The sequence below is a fragment of the Streptomyces sp. 147326 genome (genome assembly GCF_045000215.1).
Taxonomy (GTDB): Bacteria; Actinomycetota; Actinomycetes; order Streptomycetales; family Streptomycetaceae; genus Streptomyces.
This window is the reverse complement of the sequence record NZ_CP134201.1, coordinates 6093301-6109395: the sequence shown is the minus strand read 5'-3', so window position 1 is coordinate 6109395 and position 16095 is coordinate 6093301. Positions and strand designations below refer to the sequence as shown.

Sequence of the window (16095 nt, the reverse complement as noted above, 5' to 3'; positions counted from 1 at the left end):
GGGGCAGCGGCCGCATCTCCAACCTGTGCACCGCCTGCGTCCCCTGCAACGAGAGCAAGTCCACCCAGCCTGTCGAAGACTTCCTCCGGTGCCACACCCTCGACGCCTTGTGCGTCGGCGGACTCCTGGCCATCGACCGCACCCCGGCGCGCGTCCTCGTGGTCACCGCGACAGGACGCGGCCCGTACAGCCGGCGGGCCGACGGCTACGCCTACGCCCACCGACCCGAAGGGCCCACGCCCTCTGCATGACGGGCACCCCCGTCGAAGAGATCTCCGCGCTCTCCACGAAGGACATGAAGAATGACTGCCTGTGCTGTGGCTGTTGCGGCGTTCACCATCGCCGCGGACGGGTCGTACGCCGCCCGGCTCGCCGGGGAGGGGGAGGCGCGCTTCGTGGAGCGCTGGACCCTGGCCGGGCCCGAGCCGTACGCGGTTCCGCTGCCGCTCGCGCAGCCCGAGGAGGCCGACAGCGAGGTGCTGCCGCTGGCCGACGGGCGGGTGCTGATCCACCGGCGGGTCGCGGAGCGGCACGCCTTCGCGCTGCTGTATCCGACGGGCGCGGCGGCCGGGCCGCGCACCGGGGAGCTGCAGCTGGGCGCGGTGAACGCGGAGGAGGGCGTACGGGTGTCCCTGCTCCCGCCGTCCCCGGACGGATCCTGCGCCTTCGCGCTGGCCGCGGCGGACGGGGTGACCACGGTCTGGCAGGTGGCCGGGTGCTCCTTCGGGCCGCAGCCGGTCGCCCGGATCCCGGGGCGGTGTTCCGGCGGCGTGTGGCTGGACCGGGCGGGCCGGCTGCTGGCCCTGGACCGGGAGCTGGAGGGCACGACCAAGGCCGTCGCCGTGGACCTGGGGCGCGGCGAGGTGTCCCCGCTGCTGCAGATCGCCGAGGACAGTGACGACCGGCTGCTGCTGGCGGACCCGGACAGCGGGCTGCTGCTGATCCGCTCCGACGCCCCGGGCGAACCGCGCCTGGGCTGGGGGGTGCTGGGCAGTTCCCGCCCGGTCCGTTTCCCGGAGTGCCTGCGGCTCGGGGACGCGCTCCCCTTCGCCGCGCAGCCCGGGCAGGCGCTGATGCCGGAGACCTGCGGGGTGGCGCTGCGGCTGCCCGAGGGTGACATCGGCCTGTGGCGCCCGGCTGACCGGCACGTGTTCCGGCTGCCCGCCCCCGCCGGCTGGCTCGGCGGTACGGGCCTGTGGAGCCCGCAGGGCTGTCTGCACCTCCCGTACGCGACCCCGGAAGTGCCCTGCGGGATCGTCGGTCTGACCCTGCCGGTCTCCCCTCCCCCACCGGTCCGCCTGGACCCGCCGCCGGCTCCGCCCCGCCCGGTCCCCCTCCAGCAGGCTCCGCTGTCGGGGCGGTAGGGCGGGCCGGCGCGGCGGCGGCCCGCGGCGTTCCCGTCAGGCGTGCTTGAGACCCAGGACCTCCGTCGCGGCGAAGGTCTCGTTCGCCGGGCGGGAGTCGTAGTGCGGGGTCAGGACCTCGTCGAGCTCCTCGTAGGAGAAGGCCTCCTTGCCCGTGTCGAACTTGGCGGCCACCTTCGGGCGTTCCATGACGACGACGATGCCTCCGTGTACGACGAACAGCTGGCCGTTGGCCTTGGCCGAGGCGGGTGAGGCCAGGTAGCCGACGAGCGGGGAGACGTGCTCGGGGGCCAGGGCGTCCAGCTTGCCGTCCTCCGGGATCTCGAAGCCGGCGAAGACGTCCTCGGTCATCCGGGTGCGGGCGCGCGGGCAGATGGCGTTGGCCGTCACCCCGTACTTGGCGAGGGCCAGGGCGGTCGAGGTGGTCAGGCCCACGATGCCGCCCTTGGCCGCCGCGTAGTTCGGCTGGCCGGCCGAGCCGCCGAGGAAGGCCTCGGAGGAGGTGTTGACGATCCGGCCGTAGACCGGGCCGCCCGCCGCCTTCGACCGCTCGCGCCAGTGCACGGAGGCGAAGTGGGTGGTGTTGAAGTGCCCCTTGAGATGGACCCGGATCACCGAGTCCCACTCCTCCTCCGACATCGAGAAGACCATCCGGTCGCGCAGGATGCCCGCGTTGTTGACCAGGATGTCGAGCTTCCCGAAGCTGCTCACGGCCAGCTCGACCAGCTCGCGCGCCTGCTCGAAGTCGGCCACGTCGCCCAGGTGCGCCACCGCCCGGCCGCCCGCGGCGCGGATCTCCGCGGCGACCTCCTCCGCCGGGGCGGCCGAGGCCTCCCCCGAGCCGTCGCGGCCGGGCTGGCCGAAGTCGTTGACGACCACGCTCGCGCCGAGCCGTGCGAGCTCGATCGCCTCGGCCCGGCCGAGCCCGCGGCCCGCGCCCGTGACGATGGCGGAGAGTCCCTCAAGTGGCAGTGACATCCGTACGCTTCCCCTCGGAATCGGCAGAACGGGTGGTCAGAGTTCGATGCAGGTGCGCAGGGCGACGCCCGTGCGCATCTGGTCGAGGGCCTCGTTGATCTCGGCGAGGCTGACCCGGTGGGTGATCAGGTTCTCCAGGTCGATGCGGCCGGCCCGCCACAGCGCGATGGTGCGCTCGTAGGAGCGGAGCACGTCGCCGCCGCCGTACATCGACGGAAGGATCTTCTTCTCGTCGAAGAACAGCGAGAACATGTTGATCTGGAAGTTGTCGTCGAGGGCGCCCGCGCCGACGATGACGACGGAGCCGCCGCGCCGCGTCATCTCGTACGCCTTCTGCGCGGTCGCGGACTTGCCGACGACCTCGAAGACGTAGTCGAAGCCCTCGCCGGCCGTGATCCGGTTCTTGGCGTCGGCGAACTCCTCGGGGGAGACCGCCTCGGTGGCGCCGAACCGCAGCGCCGCCTCCCGCCGCGACGCGACCGGGTCCACGGCGACGATCTGCGCGGCGCCCTGGACCTTGGCGCCCTGGATGACGGATATGCCGACGCCTCCGCAGCCGATGACGGCGACCGAGGAGCCGGCCACCACCTCGGCGGTGTTGATGGCCGCGCCGAGCCCGGTGGTGACGCCGCAGCCGATCAGCGCCGCGATGTCGAAGGGCAGGTCGTCGGGGATCGGGACGGCGCAGGCGGCCGGTACGACCATCTCCTCGGAGAAGGTGCCGGTGCCGGCGAAGCCGAAGATGTCGCTGGCCGCCCGCTTGAAGTTGGGGGTGGCGACGTTCCCGAAGGCCTCCAGGCACAGGTGCCCCTGGCCGCGCTTGCAGGCGGGACAGTGCCCGCACGGCGGCAGCCAGCAGACGAGGACCCGGTCGCCGATCTTGTGGCTGGTGACCCCGTCGCCGACGTCCGTGATCACGCCGGAGCCCTCGTGGCCGGGGATGAAGGGGGCGGGCTGGGGCAGTACGCCGCTCATCGCGGAGAGGTCGGAGTGGCACAGGCCGGTGGCCTTGATGCGGATCCTGACCTTGCCGGGGCCGAAGCCCACGGCTTCCATGTCGTCGACGACTTCGAGCTTGTCCTGGCCGATCTCGCTCTGCAGTGCTGCGCGCACGGTGCGGCTCCTTGGGTGGGTGCGGTGCGGTGCGGTGCTACGAGTGTTCGACGACGGTGTCGGCGAGGACCGGCGCGTCGTCCCGTTCGACGGCGGTCACCGACACCAGGACGCGGCCGGGCTCCTGCCACATCCGGATGCGGAGCGTCTCGCCCGGGAAGACGATCCCGGCGAAGCGCGTGCGGTAGGCGCGGACCCGGGAGACGTCCCCGCCGAGGGCCGTGTCGACGACGGCCTTGAGGGTCATCCCGTACGAGCACAGGCCGTGCAGGATGGGCTTGTCGAAGCCGGCCAGCTTGGCGAACTCGGGGTCGGCGTGCAGCGGGTTCCAGTCGCCGGAGAGGCGGTAGAGCAGGGCCTGCTCGTCGCGGATGCGGCGCTCCTCGGTGCGGTCGGGGGCGCGCTCGGGGAGTTCCTCCTTGACGGAGGGGCCGCGCTCGCCGCCGAAGCCGCCCTCTCCCCGTACGAAGATCTGCGCGTCGCTGGTCCACAGCGGCCCGTCGGCGTCCGCGACCTCGGTGCGCAGCACGATCACGGCCGCCTTGCCCTTGTCGTAGAGGGCGGCGACCTTGGCGGAGGAGGTGGCGCTGCCCTTGACGGGGATGGGCCGGTGCAGCTCGATGGACTGGCCGCCGTGCAGGACGTTGGCGAGGTTGACGTCGATCCCGGGTGCGGCCAGGCCGCCCATCATGGCCATGCCGGCGCCGGCGACGGTCGCGAAGCTGGGGAGGACGTGGAGCTTGGATTCGAGGGTGTAGCGCAGCTCGTCCGGGTCGGTGGCCGGCAGGCCCGCGCCGAGGCCGAGGTGGTAGAGCTGGATGTCCTTGTGGTCCCAGCCGATGTTCCCCTGGCGGGGGTCGGCGGCGAGGGCCCTGGCGGCATCGATCGGCATGAGGATGCGGCTCCCTGTCGTTGGAGTGTCGCTGCCCTGGAAGACCTCGGTGCGGCCGTCCGCACCGTCGGCCGCACCGAGGTCGTATACGGGGGCCGGTTCTAGAACGCGTTCTAGGACCGGCCGGTGAGGGAATGTATAACGCACGCCCCCGCAGTTGGGAAGACCAGCCGGGAAGACTCCTGACTTCACGTCAGATAGGCTTTCCCGGTGGACGAAATGCCCGTGGAACACCGCCAGGCCCATGCCCTGCGGGTCCTGCTGGATCCGCAGAACCCGGCCCTGGCGCTCCAGCTCGGCCTCGTGCCGGACATCGAGGTCGTGCGCGACCTGACGGCCCGGCCGGCGGTGGCGCTGGTCGAGGAGGTCGCGGCCGTGACGGCCCTGCTGGGGGAGGACCCGGAGTGCCGGATCCTCGTCCTGACGGGCTCGGCCCACCCCGGCCTGGCCGCCGCCGCGCTCGCCGCCGGGGCCGCGGGGCTGATCCTGCGCGACGGCCCGATCGAGGACCTGGCGGACTCGGTCCGGCGCGCCTCGATGGGTGAAACGGTGGTCGACCCGTCCCTGGGGTGAATCCTTTCGCAGGGGTCGCGCCTCTTGTGTGTACGTGCCGATGCCAAGGTCGGCACATGACCCGGAGGTTGTCGTGATCGCTGTTCTCGTGGGTGCCGGCGCGCTCGTCCTGCTCTGCACGTGCGTCCTCGTACTGCGCCGTGGACGGGGCCGGACCCGTGGCTGACCGGACGGACTGGCCCGGCGAGGCCCTGATCGTCGCCGCGCAGGGCGGTGACCTCGACTCGCTCACCGCCCTGGTCACCGGCTCGCACCCGAACGTACGGCGCTTCGCGCACTCACTGTGCGCGTCGCGCGAGGACGCCGAGGACGCGGCCCAGGAAGCCCTGATCATCCTGTACCGCAGGATCGGCATGCTGAGGGCGTCCGGGGCACTGGCGTCGTGGATGTTCCGCATCGTCCGCAACGAGTGCCTGCGCCGTGCCCGGCTGATGCCGCGGGAGCGGGCGCAGCTGCCCGAGACCGCCGTGATGTCGGCCGAGGACGAGGTGCTGCAGCGTCTGGAGGCGGGGCGGGTGGCGGAGGCGATCGCCGCGCTGCCGGCGGACCAGCGGCGCGTACTGATCATGCGGGACGTCCAGGGCTACAGCGGACGGATGGCCGCGGAGTCCCTCGGTCTCAGCACGGCCGCGATGAAGTCGCGGCTCCACCGGGCCCGCGCGGCCGTTCAGCACTCCCTGGGAGACACCCGTGCCCTCCACTGACGCCCCTTCCTCCCCGTCCGCCTCGGGCTCCGATTTCGCGAGCGCGTCCGTGCCGCGGCACCTGGCGCGCGGCGCGGTGGGCTTCGGCGCGCTGATCGCGGCCTTCGCCCTGATCCCGGCCTTCGGCCCGGCCACCCTGCTCCTCGCCCCTGTCGGCCTGGTCGCCCTGCGCGGCTGCCCGACGTGCTGGGCGATCGGCCTGGCCCAGACCCTTTCCCGTGGCCGGCTCCGACGGGAGTGCGTGGACGGCCGCTGCGAACTGAAACCGGGCCGGGCTGCAACCTAGCCCCGCCGGCATGTGAGTGGGGGTCCCCCCGGGACGAAGTCTGGGGGGGGAGGGTCCGGGCAGCGCCCGGCGGGGCGGGGCCGGCCCGGGATGGGCCCAACCGTTCGCTCCCGGCCACCGATTGACGGATTCCGCCGCAGCGCGCGTCCACCTGCTGGACCAGGATGAGACGCCTCGACCCAGCTTCGTGGAGGCAGAAACCATGCGCGTATCCGCCCTGTCCGCCACCGCCGCGCTCATCGTCGCGACGCTCGCAGGAGGCGCGGCTCCGGCCGCTGCCGACACCCCGGCCGGCCCGGTCCTCCAGGTCGACCTGGAGGCCGGCAAGGGCCTCCACCACAACATCGGGACGGTGTTCTACGAGCGCGTCGACGGCGCGGTGAACTCGGTCAGGATCATCTCGGTGCACATCACCAGCGGCGAGCGCGACTGCGCCTGGGTGTCGTGGAACGACCCGCACGGCGCGGACGGCTGGACCAACCTGACCAGCGAGCCCTCCTGCAACGGCACCGGTCTGGAGGAGCACCCCGACCGGATCATCAAGGCGCCGGCCGGCCACCCGCTCAAGGTGCGCCTGGCCGGCGACCACCCCGGCTCCGACGTGGTGCACAAGGACATCGAAAAGCTCTGACCGGGCCGGGCCGGGGCGGCCCGGGACGGGCCGAGGCGCTACGAGCGGTCTCCGGCGCGCGCGTGCGCGAAGACGGCGAGGAGGTCGCTCTCGCCCGGGGCGGCGAACAGCCGCTTGGGCAGCACCACGAGACACCTCCGGCGGCGCGAGCGGCTCACGAACACGTGCAGCCGGGGCGTCTCGTGGTACCAGCGCACCTCGTCCCACACGATCCGCTGCGACTCCCCGCCGCGGAACACCTCGATGCCCGCACCGTCCACCACGACCCGCTTCTCCTCGGAGGCCCGGCCGGTGCGAAAGCCCCGGGCCACCACCCACCGCGGCAGGACCAGCAGCACGACGAGGCCGTACGCCACCGCGATCCCGAGGGGGACGGGGTGCACGGTGAGACCGTCGGGGGACGGCGCCACGCTCGCCGCGGCGAGGAAGACCGTACCGAGGGCGGCCACCGCCCGGCCCCGCCGGAACAGCCCCGCCGCCTTGGCGGCCTCGTCGTACTCGTCCCTGGTCAGGCTGCCGGTGGCGCCGAAGGACGCCTCGCGTGTCTCGCTCACGGGGGCGGAGCCTAGCGCTCCGCCCCCGTGGCCGAAAGCGCGTTCCCGTCCCCGCCGGCGTGGGGGGCGCGGGTCCGGGCGGCTACCTCCGCAGCAACGTCACCACCGCGGCCCCGCCCAGCCCGATGTTGTGGGCGAGGCCCACCCGCGCACCGTCGACCTGCCGCGCCCCGGCCCGGCCCCGCAGCTGCCAGACCAGCTCCGCCGCCTGCGCCAGCCCCGTCGCGCCGAGCGGGTGCCCCTTGGAGATCAGCCCCCCGGAGGGGTTCACCACCCACCGCCCGCCGTACGTCGTCGCCCCGCTCTCCACCAGCTTGCCCGCGGCCCCCTCCCCGCACATGCCCAGCGCCTCGTACGTCAGCAGCTCGTTGATCGAGAAGCAGTCGTGCAGTTCCACCACGTCCACGTCCTCGATGCCGAGCCCCGAATCCTCGTACACCCGCCGCGCCGCCGCGGCCGTCATCGGCTTGCCGACCACGTCGATGCACGAGCCCGACGCGAAGGACTCCTCCGTGTCCGTGGTCATCGCCTGGGCGACGATCTCCACCGCCTTGTCGTGCAGCCCGTGCGCCACCACGAACCGCTCCGACACCACCAGGGCCGCCGCCGCCCCGTCCGAGGTCGGCGAACACTGCAGTTTCGTCAGCGGAGCGTGGATCTCCTTCGCCGCCAGGATGTCCTCCACCGAGTACACGTCCTGGAACTGCGCGTTCGGGTTGTTCGCCGAGTGCCGGTGGTTCTTGGCGCCCACCGCCGCGAGCTGCGCGGCCGTGGTCCCGTACCGCTCCATGTGTTCCCGCGCCGCGTTCCCGAAGATCTGCGCGGTCGGCGGGGACATCTCGAAGCCGTGGCCGGCCGCCATGATCCCGTAGTGCCGGGCGACCGGGGAGGTCTTGAAGTCGCCGCCGTCGGCCCCGCCCCCCAGCGCACCGCGCTTCATCTTCTCGAAGCCCAGCGCCAGCACGCAGTCGTTCAGTCCGCCCTCCACGAACTGCCGCGCCATCATCAGCGCGGTCGAGCCCGTGGCGCAGTTGTTGTTGACGTTGTAGACCGGGACTCCGCTCAGCCCCAGCTCGTAGGCCGCCCGCTGGCCGGCCGTGGAGGCCTGGAAGCAGTAGCCCACGGGGACCTGTTCCACCAGCCCGTAGTCCACGCCCGCGTCGGCGAGCGCCGCGGACCCGGCCTCCTTCGCCATGTCCCAGTACTGCCAGTCCCGCGACTCCGGCTTCTCGAACTTCGTCATGCCGACGCCCACGATGTACGACTTGTGCGACTTCATGCCCGATGACTCCTAGTCCCTGGGGAGGCCGAGAATCCGCTCGGCGACGACGTTGAGCTGGACCTGCGTGGTGCCCCCGGCGATGGTCAGGCAGCGGGACATGAGCATGCCGTGGACCGCCCGTTCCCCGGCCCCCTCCCGTACCGCGCCCGCCGGGCCCAGCAGTTCGAGCGCGAGCTCGGCGGTCCGCTGCTGGTGCGGGGTCTGGACGAGTTTGCGTACGGAAGCGCCGGCGCCCGGCTCCAGCCCCGACACCTGCTGGAGGGTGGTGCGCAGCCCGATGCAGGCGAGGGCGTGCGCCTCGGCGGCGAGTGCGCCGATCCGCGCCCTGTACGTTCCGTCGAGGTCGGCGGCGCGTGCGAGGAGCGCCTCCAGGCCGGTGTCGAAGGTCATCTGGTCGGCCATGTGGACCCGTTCGTTGCCGAGGGTGTTGCGGGCGACCTTCCAGCCGCCGTCGGCCGCGCCGACCAGCGCGTCCGCGGGGAGTTCCACGTCGTCGAAGTAGACCTCGTTGAAGAGGGCCTCGCCGGTGATCTCCTTCAGCGGCCGGATGTCGATGCCGGGGGTGTTCTTCATGTCGACGACGAAGTAGCCGAGCCCCTTGTGCTTGGGCGCGTCCGGGTCGGTGCGGGCCAGCAGGATCCCGTAGTCGGCGCTGTGCGCGGAACTCGTCCACACCTTCTGTCCGTTGACCCTCCAGGTGCCGTCCCCGGTCCGCTCGGCCCTGGTGCGCAGCGAGGCGAGGTCGGAGCCCGCGCCCGGTTCCGAGAAGAGCTGGCACCAGGTGACGTCCCCGCGCAGGGTCGGCAGGACGTAGGCCTCCCGCTGCGCCTGCGTGCCGTAGGCGAGGAGGGAGGGCACGACCCAGGTGGCGATCCCGAGGTCGGCGACCTTGACCCCGGCGGCGGCCAGTTCCTGCTGGACGACGAGCTGCTCGACGGGTCCGGCGCCGAGCCCGTAGGGCGGCGGGAGGTAGGGAGCCGCGTAGCCGGTGGGGGCGAGGATCCTCCGGGCGGCGGCCGGGTCGAGGCCGCGCGCGTCCTCGATGGCGGTACGGGCCTTCGCGCGGTGGGTCTCGGCCTCCGCGGGCAGCTCCAGGCGGAGCTCGCGCCGCGCACCGCCCGCGGCGAGCCGTACGGCCCGCAGGCGGTGTCCGTCGCCGGATCCCAGCAGCTGGCGGGCGACGAGCGCCCGCCGGAGGTGGATGTGGGCGTCGTGCTCCCAGGTGAAGCCGATCCCGCCGAGGATCTGGATGCAGTCCTTGGCGCAGGTGTAGGCGGCGTCCAGGGCGCTCGCGGCGGCGAGGGCGGCCACGAGCGAGCGCACGTCGGCGGGTTCGTCCATGGCCTGCGCGGCGTCCCAGGCCAGCGCCCGGGCCTGTTCCAGCCGGACCAGCATGTCGGCGCACAGGTGCTTGACGCCCTGGAACCGCCCGATGGGCCGGCCGAACTGCTCGCGCACCTTGGCGTACTCGGCGGCGGTGTGCAGGGCCCAGGCGGCGGTGCCGCAGGCGTCGGCGGCGAAGAGGGTGCAGGCCAGGTCGCGGACCAGGGCCGCGTCCAGTTCCAGCAGCCGGTCGGGGGCGGTGGCGACCCCGCGCGCCCGGACCTCCGCGGTGGGGCGGGTCGGGTCGGCGCTCTCGTGCGTACGGATGTCCAGCGCGGCGGCGTCGACGGCGAACCAGCGGGTACCGTGCGCGGCCTCGGCGGCGAGCAGGACGAGGTCGGCCCCGCCGGCGCCGAGCACGGGCGGGGCGAGACCGTCGAGCAGGTACCCGCCGCCCTCGACGGCCACGGCGGTCAGGGTTCCGGGCCCCAGCGCGACCGCGCCGACCCGCCCGTCGAGGGGCTCGGCGCCGGCCCGCTGCAGCAGTACGGAGGCCAGCGCGCTCGGCAGGTACGCCCCGGGCAGCGCGGCCCGGGCGGCCTCCTCGACGACGACGGCCAGGTCGAGCAGGGTTCCGCCGTCCAGGTGCGGTTCCAGCAGCCCCTGCGCGGTCATCGCGTCCCAGTAGGCGGGCCGCGCCCCGGTCTGCGGCGGGGTGTCGAGCAGCTTGCGCACCTCTTCGGGAGGCACGGCCCGGGCGACCCAGCCCCGCACCGCCTCGGCCAGCTCGCGCTGCTCCTGCGTGATTCCGATGCCCATGCGCGGCAGACTAGAACACGTTCCAATCTGACGGAAGGTCAGATCGATGTGTTCTTCCCGTGCAGCCGCTCAGTGGGGCACGCGCCCCGCCTGACTGGGCCCCGCGAAGTCCACCACCCGTGGAAGCCGGGTTACGCGTGCCGGCCGGCGGGACCCGCCGGTTCCGGCGCCTTCACCCTGCGATCGAGCACTTCCCGCATCGACCGCCCGTCCCCGTCCCGGAAGGCGTCCGCCAGCCAGCGGGTGTCGATCGCGCCCGGCACGTCGTCTGCGCCCCGAGGGCGTGCTCGGAATGGCGGTCGCCGCCCTCGTCCCGCCGCGGCAGCCCCAGCTTGCCCACTGCCTCCGAACAGGGCTCCAGCCTCGCGTACTTGCCCAGCTCCTCCTCCGATCGGCGGGCTAACTCGGCTCCGCCGCCCGTCGGCCGCAGCGCGTACGCCCCGGCTCCGATGCCGCCGCGTGGTGGGAGTGCCCGGGGTGCGGCTGGCTCGGCTGCGAGCGTCGCCAGGGCGAACCGCCGGCCCCGCTGCGGCGCCTGGCCGGCGAGGACGGCGAGGACGGCGAGGACGGCGAGGACGGCGACTGCATGTTCTGCGGTGAGGAGGAGTCCAACGTCGCGTCCGAACCGCGCATCCAGCAGGACGGCTCGCTGGGCGACTGGATGGTCTGCCTCGCCTGCGGCACGAGCAAACGGCCGCCGCCTGCGCCCGTCGGCCGGGTAGACCGCCAGGTGGGCCGCTGGGTCGGCCGGTCGGCGCGGGTCAGCGGCGCGGGGCGGCCTTCAGCGCGGCGCGGGCGACCTCCTTCGCCTTCGTCTCGCAGGCTCCCTTGGTGTACGGCTTCGCCCGGAGGCCCACCCAGACCGAGAGATTGCCCTCACGTACGGCGAGGACGCAGGTCCAGTCGGCACTGGAGGACCCCCAGTAGGCCTCGGTACCGAACCCGAGGCGGGGCGCCTCGCGCTGACCGGTCGCCTCCAGGAGGAATCGCTCCCGCTGAGTACCCGCGTTGCCCGCCGCGTCCCCACCGAGGCTCAGGTCCCACCGGACCAGCGCGACCGGCGACTCGGCGTTCCCGCGCCCGTCCCAGTTGCAGCCCGCCGTCATGCCCTCGCGGGTCTCGGACCGGGCATCGCGACTCGACGCCAGCAGCTCCAGCGGCAGTTTCCCGTGTGCCTGCTGGCAGGTCGGAAGGGCTGTGTAGGCGATGGGAGCCGTGGCCCGGTCCCGTACGTACAGCGCGACCCCGGTACCGGCAACGAGGAGGGCACCGGCCGCCGCCAGGGCCGCGATCCGGCGCGGACCGCGCCACGGGCCGCGGGGACGGATGACGTCCGGGGGGACGGTCGGGACGGGCGGTATCCGCGGGACGGGAACGGGGGCCGCCTCCGTCGCCGCGGCGGCCACGTCGTCCTGCGGCTCAAGACCGGGCTCCGGCACCGGCACACGTTCCGGCGCCCGTTCCGGCTCCGGGTCCGGTTCCGGCAAGGGCGGCCCCGACGACTCGGCCGGGCAGCCGCCCAGCAGCCCGTCGATCTGCGCCCGCTGCGCGGCGAGCATCCCGTACACGGCGGAGGGCCACTGCCGCCCCGCCGGGCCCACCGGCCCGATCAGCTCGCGCAGCTCCGCCGGGGACGGCCTGGCCTCCGGGTCCTTGGCCAGGCAGCGCGCGACGAGGTCGCGCAACCCCGCCGGGACCCCGCTCAGGTCCGGCTCCCCGTGCACCACGTCGTACAGCGTCTGGAGGGTGGAGGTACCGGCGAAGGGACTGCGGCCGGTCACCGCCATGACCAGGACGGAACCGAGCGAGAAGACGTCGCTGGCCGGCGTGAGCGGCTTGCCCTCGGCCTGCTCGGGCGACATGTACGCGGGCGAACCGAGGACCCACCCGGTACGCGTCAGCCCGGTGTCGCCCTCGGCCTCGCCCTCGGTGACCCGTGCGATGCCGAGGTCGATGACGCGTACGCCGTCCTCGGCGAGGAGCACGTTGTCGGGCTTGAGGTCCCGGTGGACGAGCCCGGCCCGGTGGATCTCCGCCAGGGCCGAGGTGAGGCCGGCCGCGAGGCGGCGTACGACGTCCTCCGGCAGCACCCCGACCGCCTTGACCACGGCCCCCAGCGAGGGCCCGGCCACGAAGACGGAGGCCAGCCAGGGCGTCGGCGCGTCCGGATCGGCGTCGATGACCGCGGCCGTGTAGGCCCCGGACACCTTGCGCGAGGCGGCGACCTCACGCCGGAACCGGGCCCGGAAGCCCTCGTCGTCCGCGAAGTGCGCGAGCACCTGCTTGACGGCGACGAGCCGCCCGTCCGGCCCGGCGCCCAGCAGCACCCGGCCCATCCCGCCCTGCCCGAGCACGCCGACGACCTCGAACGGCCCCACGTGCGTCGGGCCGCCCGGCCCTACGTGCTCCATAGCCTCTGCTCCCCCAGATCCCCTGCCCCCAGTAGGGAGCGGATCATACAGAGACGGCCCTCACGAAGGTGGCGAAAGCCGCAGGGTGGACGGTGAAGACGGGACCGTCGGGGTTCTTGGAGTCCCGGACGGCGACGAGACAGGGCTGAGCGGCGACCTCGACGCAGTCGCCGCCGGTGTCGCCGCTAGAAGAGGCCTTGCGCCACGTAGCTGCGCCGAGCGGGGCGCACTCGACGCACTCCCCGCCGGTGTCGGAGCTGTACGAGGACTTACGCCACTTTGCGCCCGTCAGGTGCTGGTTGGTGTCCATAGCGCTCCTCCAATACGCGGGCGATCAGCGCCGCCGAGTCATCCAGGGAGAGCGCGGCGGCCTGCAAATGATCGTATCGGAGCGAACCTTCCCTGAGAGCCTGAGGATTGGCCGTCATGTGGCCCTGCACGAAGTCCTCGGTGTAGACGATGTCCGGGTCGTCGTCGAAGCGCAGAACGGTGAACGAGCCAGGCAGTCCGGCATGGGCGCCCGCATCGAAGGGCAGGATCTGCACCTGCACCCACTCCCGCCTCCGCAAGTCCAACAAGTGGGCGAGCTGGTTCCGCATGACCTCCCGGCCGCCGATCTCCTGGTGCAGTACGGCCTCGCTGAGCACGACCCACATCAGTGGCGGGTTCTCTCGGTCGAGGATCCGCTGCCGTTCCATCCGCGCGGCCACCCTCCCGTCGAGCCCCTCCTCGTTCCGCACGCCCAGCACCGCCCGCGCGTACTCCTCCGTCTGCAACAGCCCATAGATCAACTGCGCCTGGAACGTGGAGATGTACGCCGCGCGGGCTTCCATCTCCGCGTACGCCTGGAACCACGTCGGCAATTGGCTCCGCAGGACCAGCCCCACCAGCCGGGAGAAGTGCCCGTCCGTGCCCAGCGCCGCGTCCACCCGCTCCGAGAAGTCCCGGGTCGGCACCCGCTTCGTGTTCTCCACCTGGCCGATCAGTGAGCCGGTGCAGTAGATGATGTCGCCCAGCTGCGACTGCTTCAGCCCGGCGCCCTCGCGCAGCCGGCGCAGTTCGTAGCCGTAGTAATCCAGCGGTGAGGCGCTGGGATCGAGATCGCGTACGCCGACCATGGACGGTCACCCCCATGCCAGTTGCGGTTCCGTAGCCGAGCGTAATCGCCCGGCTGCGGACAGGTGGCCTGAATCACGCAATCGGCCCGGCTTCGGTCAGTTCGTGCAGCCGGCCACCGCCGGGGCACTCGGGGAGCAGTTGGTCGGGTAGTTCTCCTCGACGGAAGTTGCGGTCAGGGAGACGGTGCCGCCGTCGTTGAGGATGCCGCCCGGGGCCGCCTTGGCGTAGTTGTAGGAGACCGAACTGTTCCTGAGGTTGACCGTGCTGCCGGCGCCGACGTTGGAGATCCCCCCGGCCTGACTGCCGCTGCCGAGGGCCCTGTTGGCGAAGACGGTGGTCCGTTCGAGGGTGAGCGTGCTGCCGCTCGCGTTCCGGATTCCGCCGCCCACGAGGCCGTCACCGGCGATGGTGTTGCCTTGGATGAGGGTGTCCGTGATGGTGCCCGTCAGGGCGAAGGACAGGATGCCGCCACCGTCCTCACCGCCGGCGTTATCGGTCACGCGGCTATTGGTGAGGGTCAGACTGCCCCGCACTTCCATCCCGGCGCCACCGTCCTTGGCGGTATTCCCGGCGATAGTGGTGTTCGAGATCGTCGTGGTGCCGGACGAGTAGAGGCCGCCGCCGTTGTTGGTGGACCGGTTGAAACTCACGGTGCTGTTGCGGAGGGTCAGTGTGCTGTTGCTGCCGATACCTGCGCCGACACCGCCGATGTCGGAGAGGTTCCTGGTCACTTCGACGGAGTTGAGCGTGAGGGCGCCGCCGTCGTTGAGAATTCCCCCGCCGCCGCTGCTGCCCGAGCGGCCGTCGCGGACGGTGAGGCTGTTGAGGGTCAGGCGTGCGTTCGGTCCTTGGACTCTGAAGATGCGGAAGGCGCTCGCCGACTGGCGCCGGATGACGTTCCGGGTGCCGAGGAGGCTGCCGACGATGGTGATGTCGCTGGTGACGACCGGCAGGCCGTTGCCCGGGTTGTCGGGGGCGGTCAGGTTGTAGGTGCAGCCGGGGGTGAGGAAGAGGGTGTTGGGGCCGGGGGCGGCGTTCGCCTGGGTGATGGCGGCCCTGAGGGCCGTCTGACTGCACAGGACGACCGCCTGCGCGTGGGCGTCGGTGACGGGCAGGGCGACCACGGTCGCGAGGGCTGCCACGGTGCCCGCGAGAGTTCTGATCTTGCTCATGACGGTCAAAGTACGCAAATAGGCAAAAAGTCCGTGGTGTGAAACGGGACGCTCCGAGCGCTGTCCCCCGCAAGGACCAGACCGCCCCTTCCACCCGGGCCCCGGCATGGATCCCTACCCGGCGGTAGGGCAGCATGGGCCGACCAGTCGCAGCTCAGGAGGAACCCATGGCCGCCCACCCCAAGCCGGAGACCCTCGCCGCCTTCGAGGCCGCCAAGGGGTTCATGCCCGTACGGGAGGGGCTCGCGCTGTACGAGGCGGCCGCGGCCGCGGCCGGGCTCGGGCTGCCGCTGCTGGAGGTCGGGACGTACTGCGGCCGGTCCACCATCCTGCTGGCCGACGCCGCCCGCGAGGCCGGCGTGGCGGCGATCACCGTCGACCACCACCGCGGCAGCGAGGAGCAGCAGCCGGGCTGGGAGTACCACGACCCGGGCGTCGTGGACCCGGAGATCGGCCTGATGGACACGCTGCCCACCTTCCGCCGGACCCTGCACCGCGCCGGTCTCGAAGACCACGTGATCGCGATCGTGGGCCGGTCCCCACAGGTCGCCGCCGCCTGGGGCGGCAAGCTCGGCTTCGTCTTCATCGACGGCGGCCACACCGACGAGCACGCCACCGGCGACTACGAGGGCTGGGCCCCGCACGTCGCGGAGGGCGGGACCCTGGTCATCCACGACGTGTTCCCGGATCCGGCCGACGGCGGGCAGGCCCCGTACCGGATCTACCTGCGCGCCCTCGCCTCCGGCGCCTTCGAGGAGATCTCGGTCACCGACTCGCTGCGCGTGCTGCGCCGCACCGGGTCGGGCATCTAGGCACCGACTCCGGCTCCGGCTCCGATCAGGGCATGAAGGAACCTCCGTGCGGTCCGGTCCGG

Annotated in this window: 17 protein-coding genes; 7 read left to right on the top strand and 10 right to left on the bottom strand. The window is 72.7% G+C overall.

What is annotated here, in order from left to right:
- Window positions 1-107 precede the first annotated feature (107 nt).
- The gene (locus RIU97_RS28015; RefSeq protein WP_404960359.1) at window positions 108-251 is read left to right on the top strand and encodes a hypothetical protein; all 144 of its coding nucleotides are present in this window, start codon (window positions 108-110) and stop codon (window positions 249-251) included.
- A 51-nt stretch (window positions 252-302) separates the two neighbouring features.
- A complete protein-coding gene (locus tag RIU97_RS28010) occupies window positions 303-1364 on the top strand; it encodes a hypothetical protein (protein ID WP_404960358.1) in 1062 nt (353 codons plus the stop codon).
- Between the two features lie 36 nt (window positions 1365-1400).
- Here RIU97_RS28010 and RIU97_RS28005 read toward each other — a convergent pair whose 3' ends face one another.
- From RIU97_RS28005 to RIU97_RS27995, 3 genes are read right to left on the bottom strand one after another with little or no spacing between them, the layout of a single operon-like run.
- Window positions 1401-2342: a 3-oxoacyl-ACP reductase gene (locus tag RIU97_RS28005; RefSeq protein ID WP_404960357.1), complete on the bottom strand. Its 942-nt coding sequence runs from the start codon at window positions 2340-2342 to the stop codon at window positions 1401-1403.
- A 36-nt stretch (window positions 2343-2378) separates the two neighbouring features.
- Window positions 2379-3455 carry a Zn-dependent alcohol dehydrogenase gene (locus RIU97_RS28000; protein WP_404960356.1) on the bottom strand — a complete coding sequence of 359 codons (1077 nt, stop codon included), beginning with the start codon at window positions 3453-3455 and terminating at the stop codon, window positions 2379-2381.
- Between the two features lie 37 nt (window positions 3456-3492).
- A complete protein-coding gene (locus RIU97_RS27995) occupies window positions 3493-4347 on the bottom strand; it encodes a MaoC/PaaZ C-terminal domain-containing protein (RefSeq protein ID WP_404960355.1) in 855 nt (284 codons plus the stop codon).
- Window positions 4348-4566: 219 nt separating this feature from the next.
- On the opposite strand from RIU97_RS27995, the gene RIU97_RS27990 reads away from it, so the two are divergent.
- From RIU97_RS27990 to RIU97_RS27975, 4 genes are all read left to right on the top strand, one after another.
- A complete protein-coding gene (locus tag RIU97_RS27990) occupies window positions 4567-4920 on the top strand; it encodes a DNA-binding response regulator (protein WP_404962963.1) in 354 nt (117 codons plus the stop codon).
- Between the two features lie 158 nt (window positions 4921-5078).
- Complete coding sequence (locus RIU97_RS27985; RefSeq protein ID WP_404960354.1) at window positions 5079-5624, top strand: RNA polymerase sigma factor; 546 nt, start codon at window positions 5079-5081, stop codon at window positions 5622-5624.
- Window positions 5611-5910 (top strand): hypothetical protein, encoded by a 300-nt coding sequence (locus tag RIU97_RS27980; protein ID WP_404960353.1) that lies wholly within the window; start codon window positions 5611-5613, stop codon window positions 5908-5910. The genes RIU97_RS27985 and RIU97_RS27980 overlap by 14 nt, the downstream gene beginning before the upstream one ends.
- Before the next feature lie 202 nt (window positions 5911-6112).
- Complete coding sequence (locus RIU97_RS27975; protein WP_404960352.1) at window positions 6113-6541, top strand: hypothetical protein; 429 nt, start codon at window positions 6113-6115, stop codon at window positions 6539-6541.
- A gap of 38 nt (window positions 6542-6579) precedes the next feature.
- Here the strand turns inward: RIU97_RS27975 and RIU97_RS27970 are convergent, their stop codons facing one another.
- From RIU97_RS27970 to RIU97_RS27940, 7 genes are all read right to left on the bottom strand, one after another.
- On the bottom strand, window positions 6580-7095 hold the full coding sequence (locus RIU97_RS27970; RefSeq protein WP_404960351.1) for a hypothetical protein: 516 nt from the start codon (window positions 7093-7095) through the stop codon (window positions 6580-6582).
- An 82-nt stretch (window positions 7096-7177) separates the two neighbouring features.
- Window positions 7178-8374, bottom strand: a complete 1197-nt coding sequence (locus RIU97_RS27965) for a lipid-transfer protein (RefSeq protein ID WP_404960350.1) — start codon at window positions 8372-8374, stop codon at window positions 7178-7180.
- Between the two features lie 12 nt (window positions 8375-8386).
- Complete coding sequence (locus tag RIU97_RS27960; protein ID WP_404960349.1) at window positions 8387-10519, bottom strand: acyl-CoA dehydrogenase; 2133 nt, start codon at window positions 10517-10519, stop codon at window positions 8387-8389.
- Between the two features lie 761 nt (window positions 10520-11280).
- On the bottom strand, window positions 11281-12930 hold the full coding sequence (locus tag RIU97_RS27955) for a serine/threonine-protein kinase (RefSeq protein WP_404960348.1): 1650 nt from the start codon (window positions 12928-12930) through the stop codon (window positions 11281-11283).
- A 43-nt stretch (window positions 12931-12973) separates the two neighbouring features.
- The gene (locus tag RIU97_RS27950; RefSeq protein WP_404960347.1) at window positions 12974-13240 is read right to left on the bottom strand and encodes a DUF397 domain-containing protein; all 267 of its coding nucleotides are present in this window, start codon (window positions 13238-13240) and stop codon (window positions 12974-12976) included.
- Window positions 13200-14048 (bottom strand): helix-turn-helix transcriptional regulator, encoded by an 849-nt coding sequence (locus tag RIU97_RS27945; protein WP_404960346.1) that lies wholly within the window; start codon window positions 14046-14048, stop codon window positions 13200-13202. The genes RIU97_RS27950 and RIU97_RS27945 overlap by 41 nt, the downstream gene beginning before the upstream one ends.
- A 96-nt stretch (window positions 14049-14144) precedes the next feature.
- Window positions 14145-15221, bottom strand: a complete 1077-nt coding sequence (locus RIU97_RS27940; RefSeq protein WP_404960345.1) for a right-handed parallel beta-helix repeat-containing protein — start codon at window positions 15219-15221, stop codon at window positions 14145-14147.
- A gap of 167 nt (window positions 15222-15388) precedes the next feature.
- Here RIU97_RS27940 and RIU97_RS27935 point away from each other — a divergent pair, with 167 nt between their 5' ends.
- Entirely contained in the window at window positions 15389-16033 is a 645-nt protein-coding gene (locus RIU97_RS27935) for a class I SAM-dependent methyltransferase (RefSeq protein ID WP_404960344.1), read from the top strand.
- The last annotated feature ends 62 nt before the right edge of the window (window positions 16034-16095 follow it).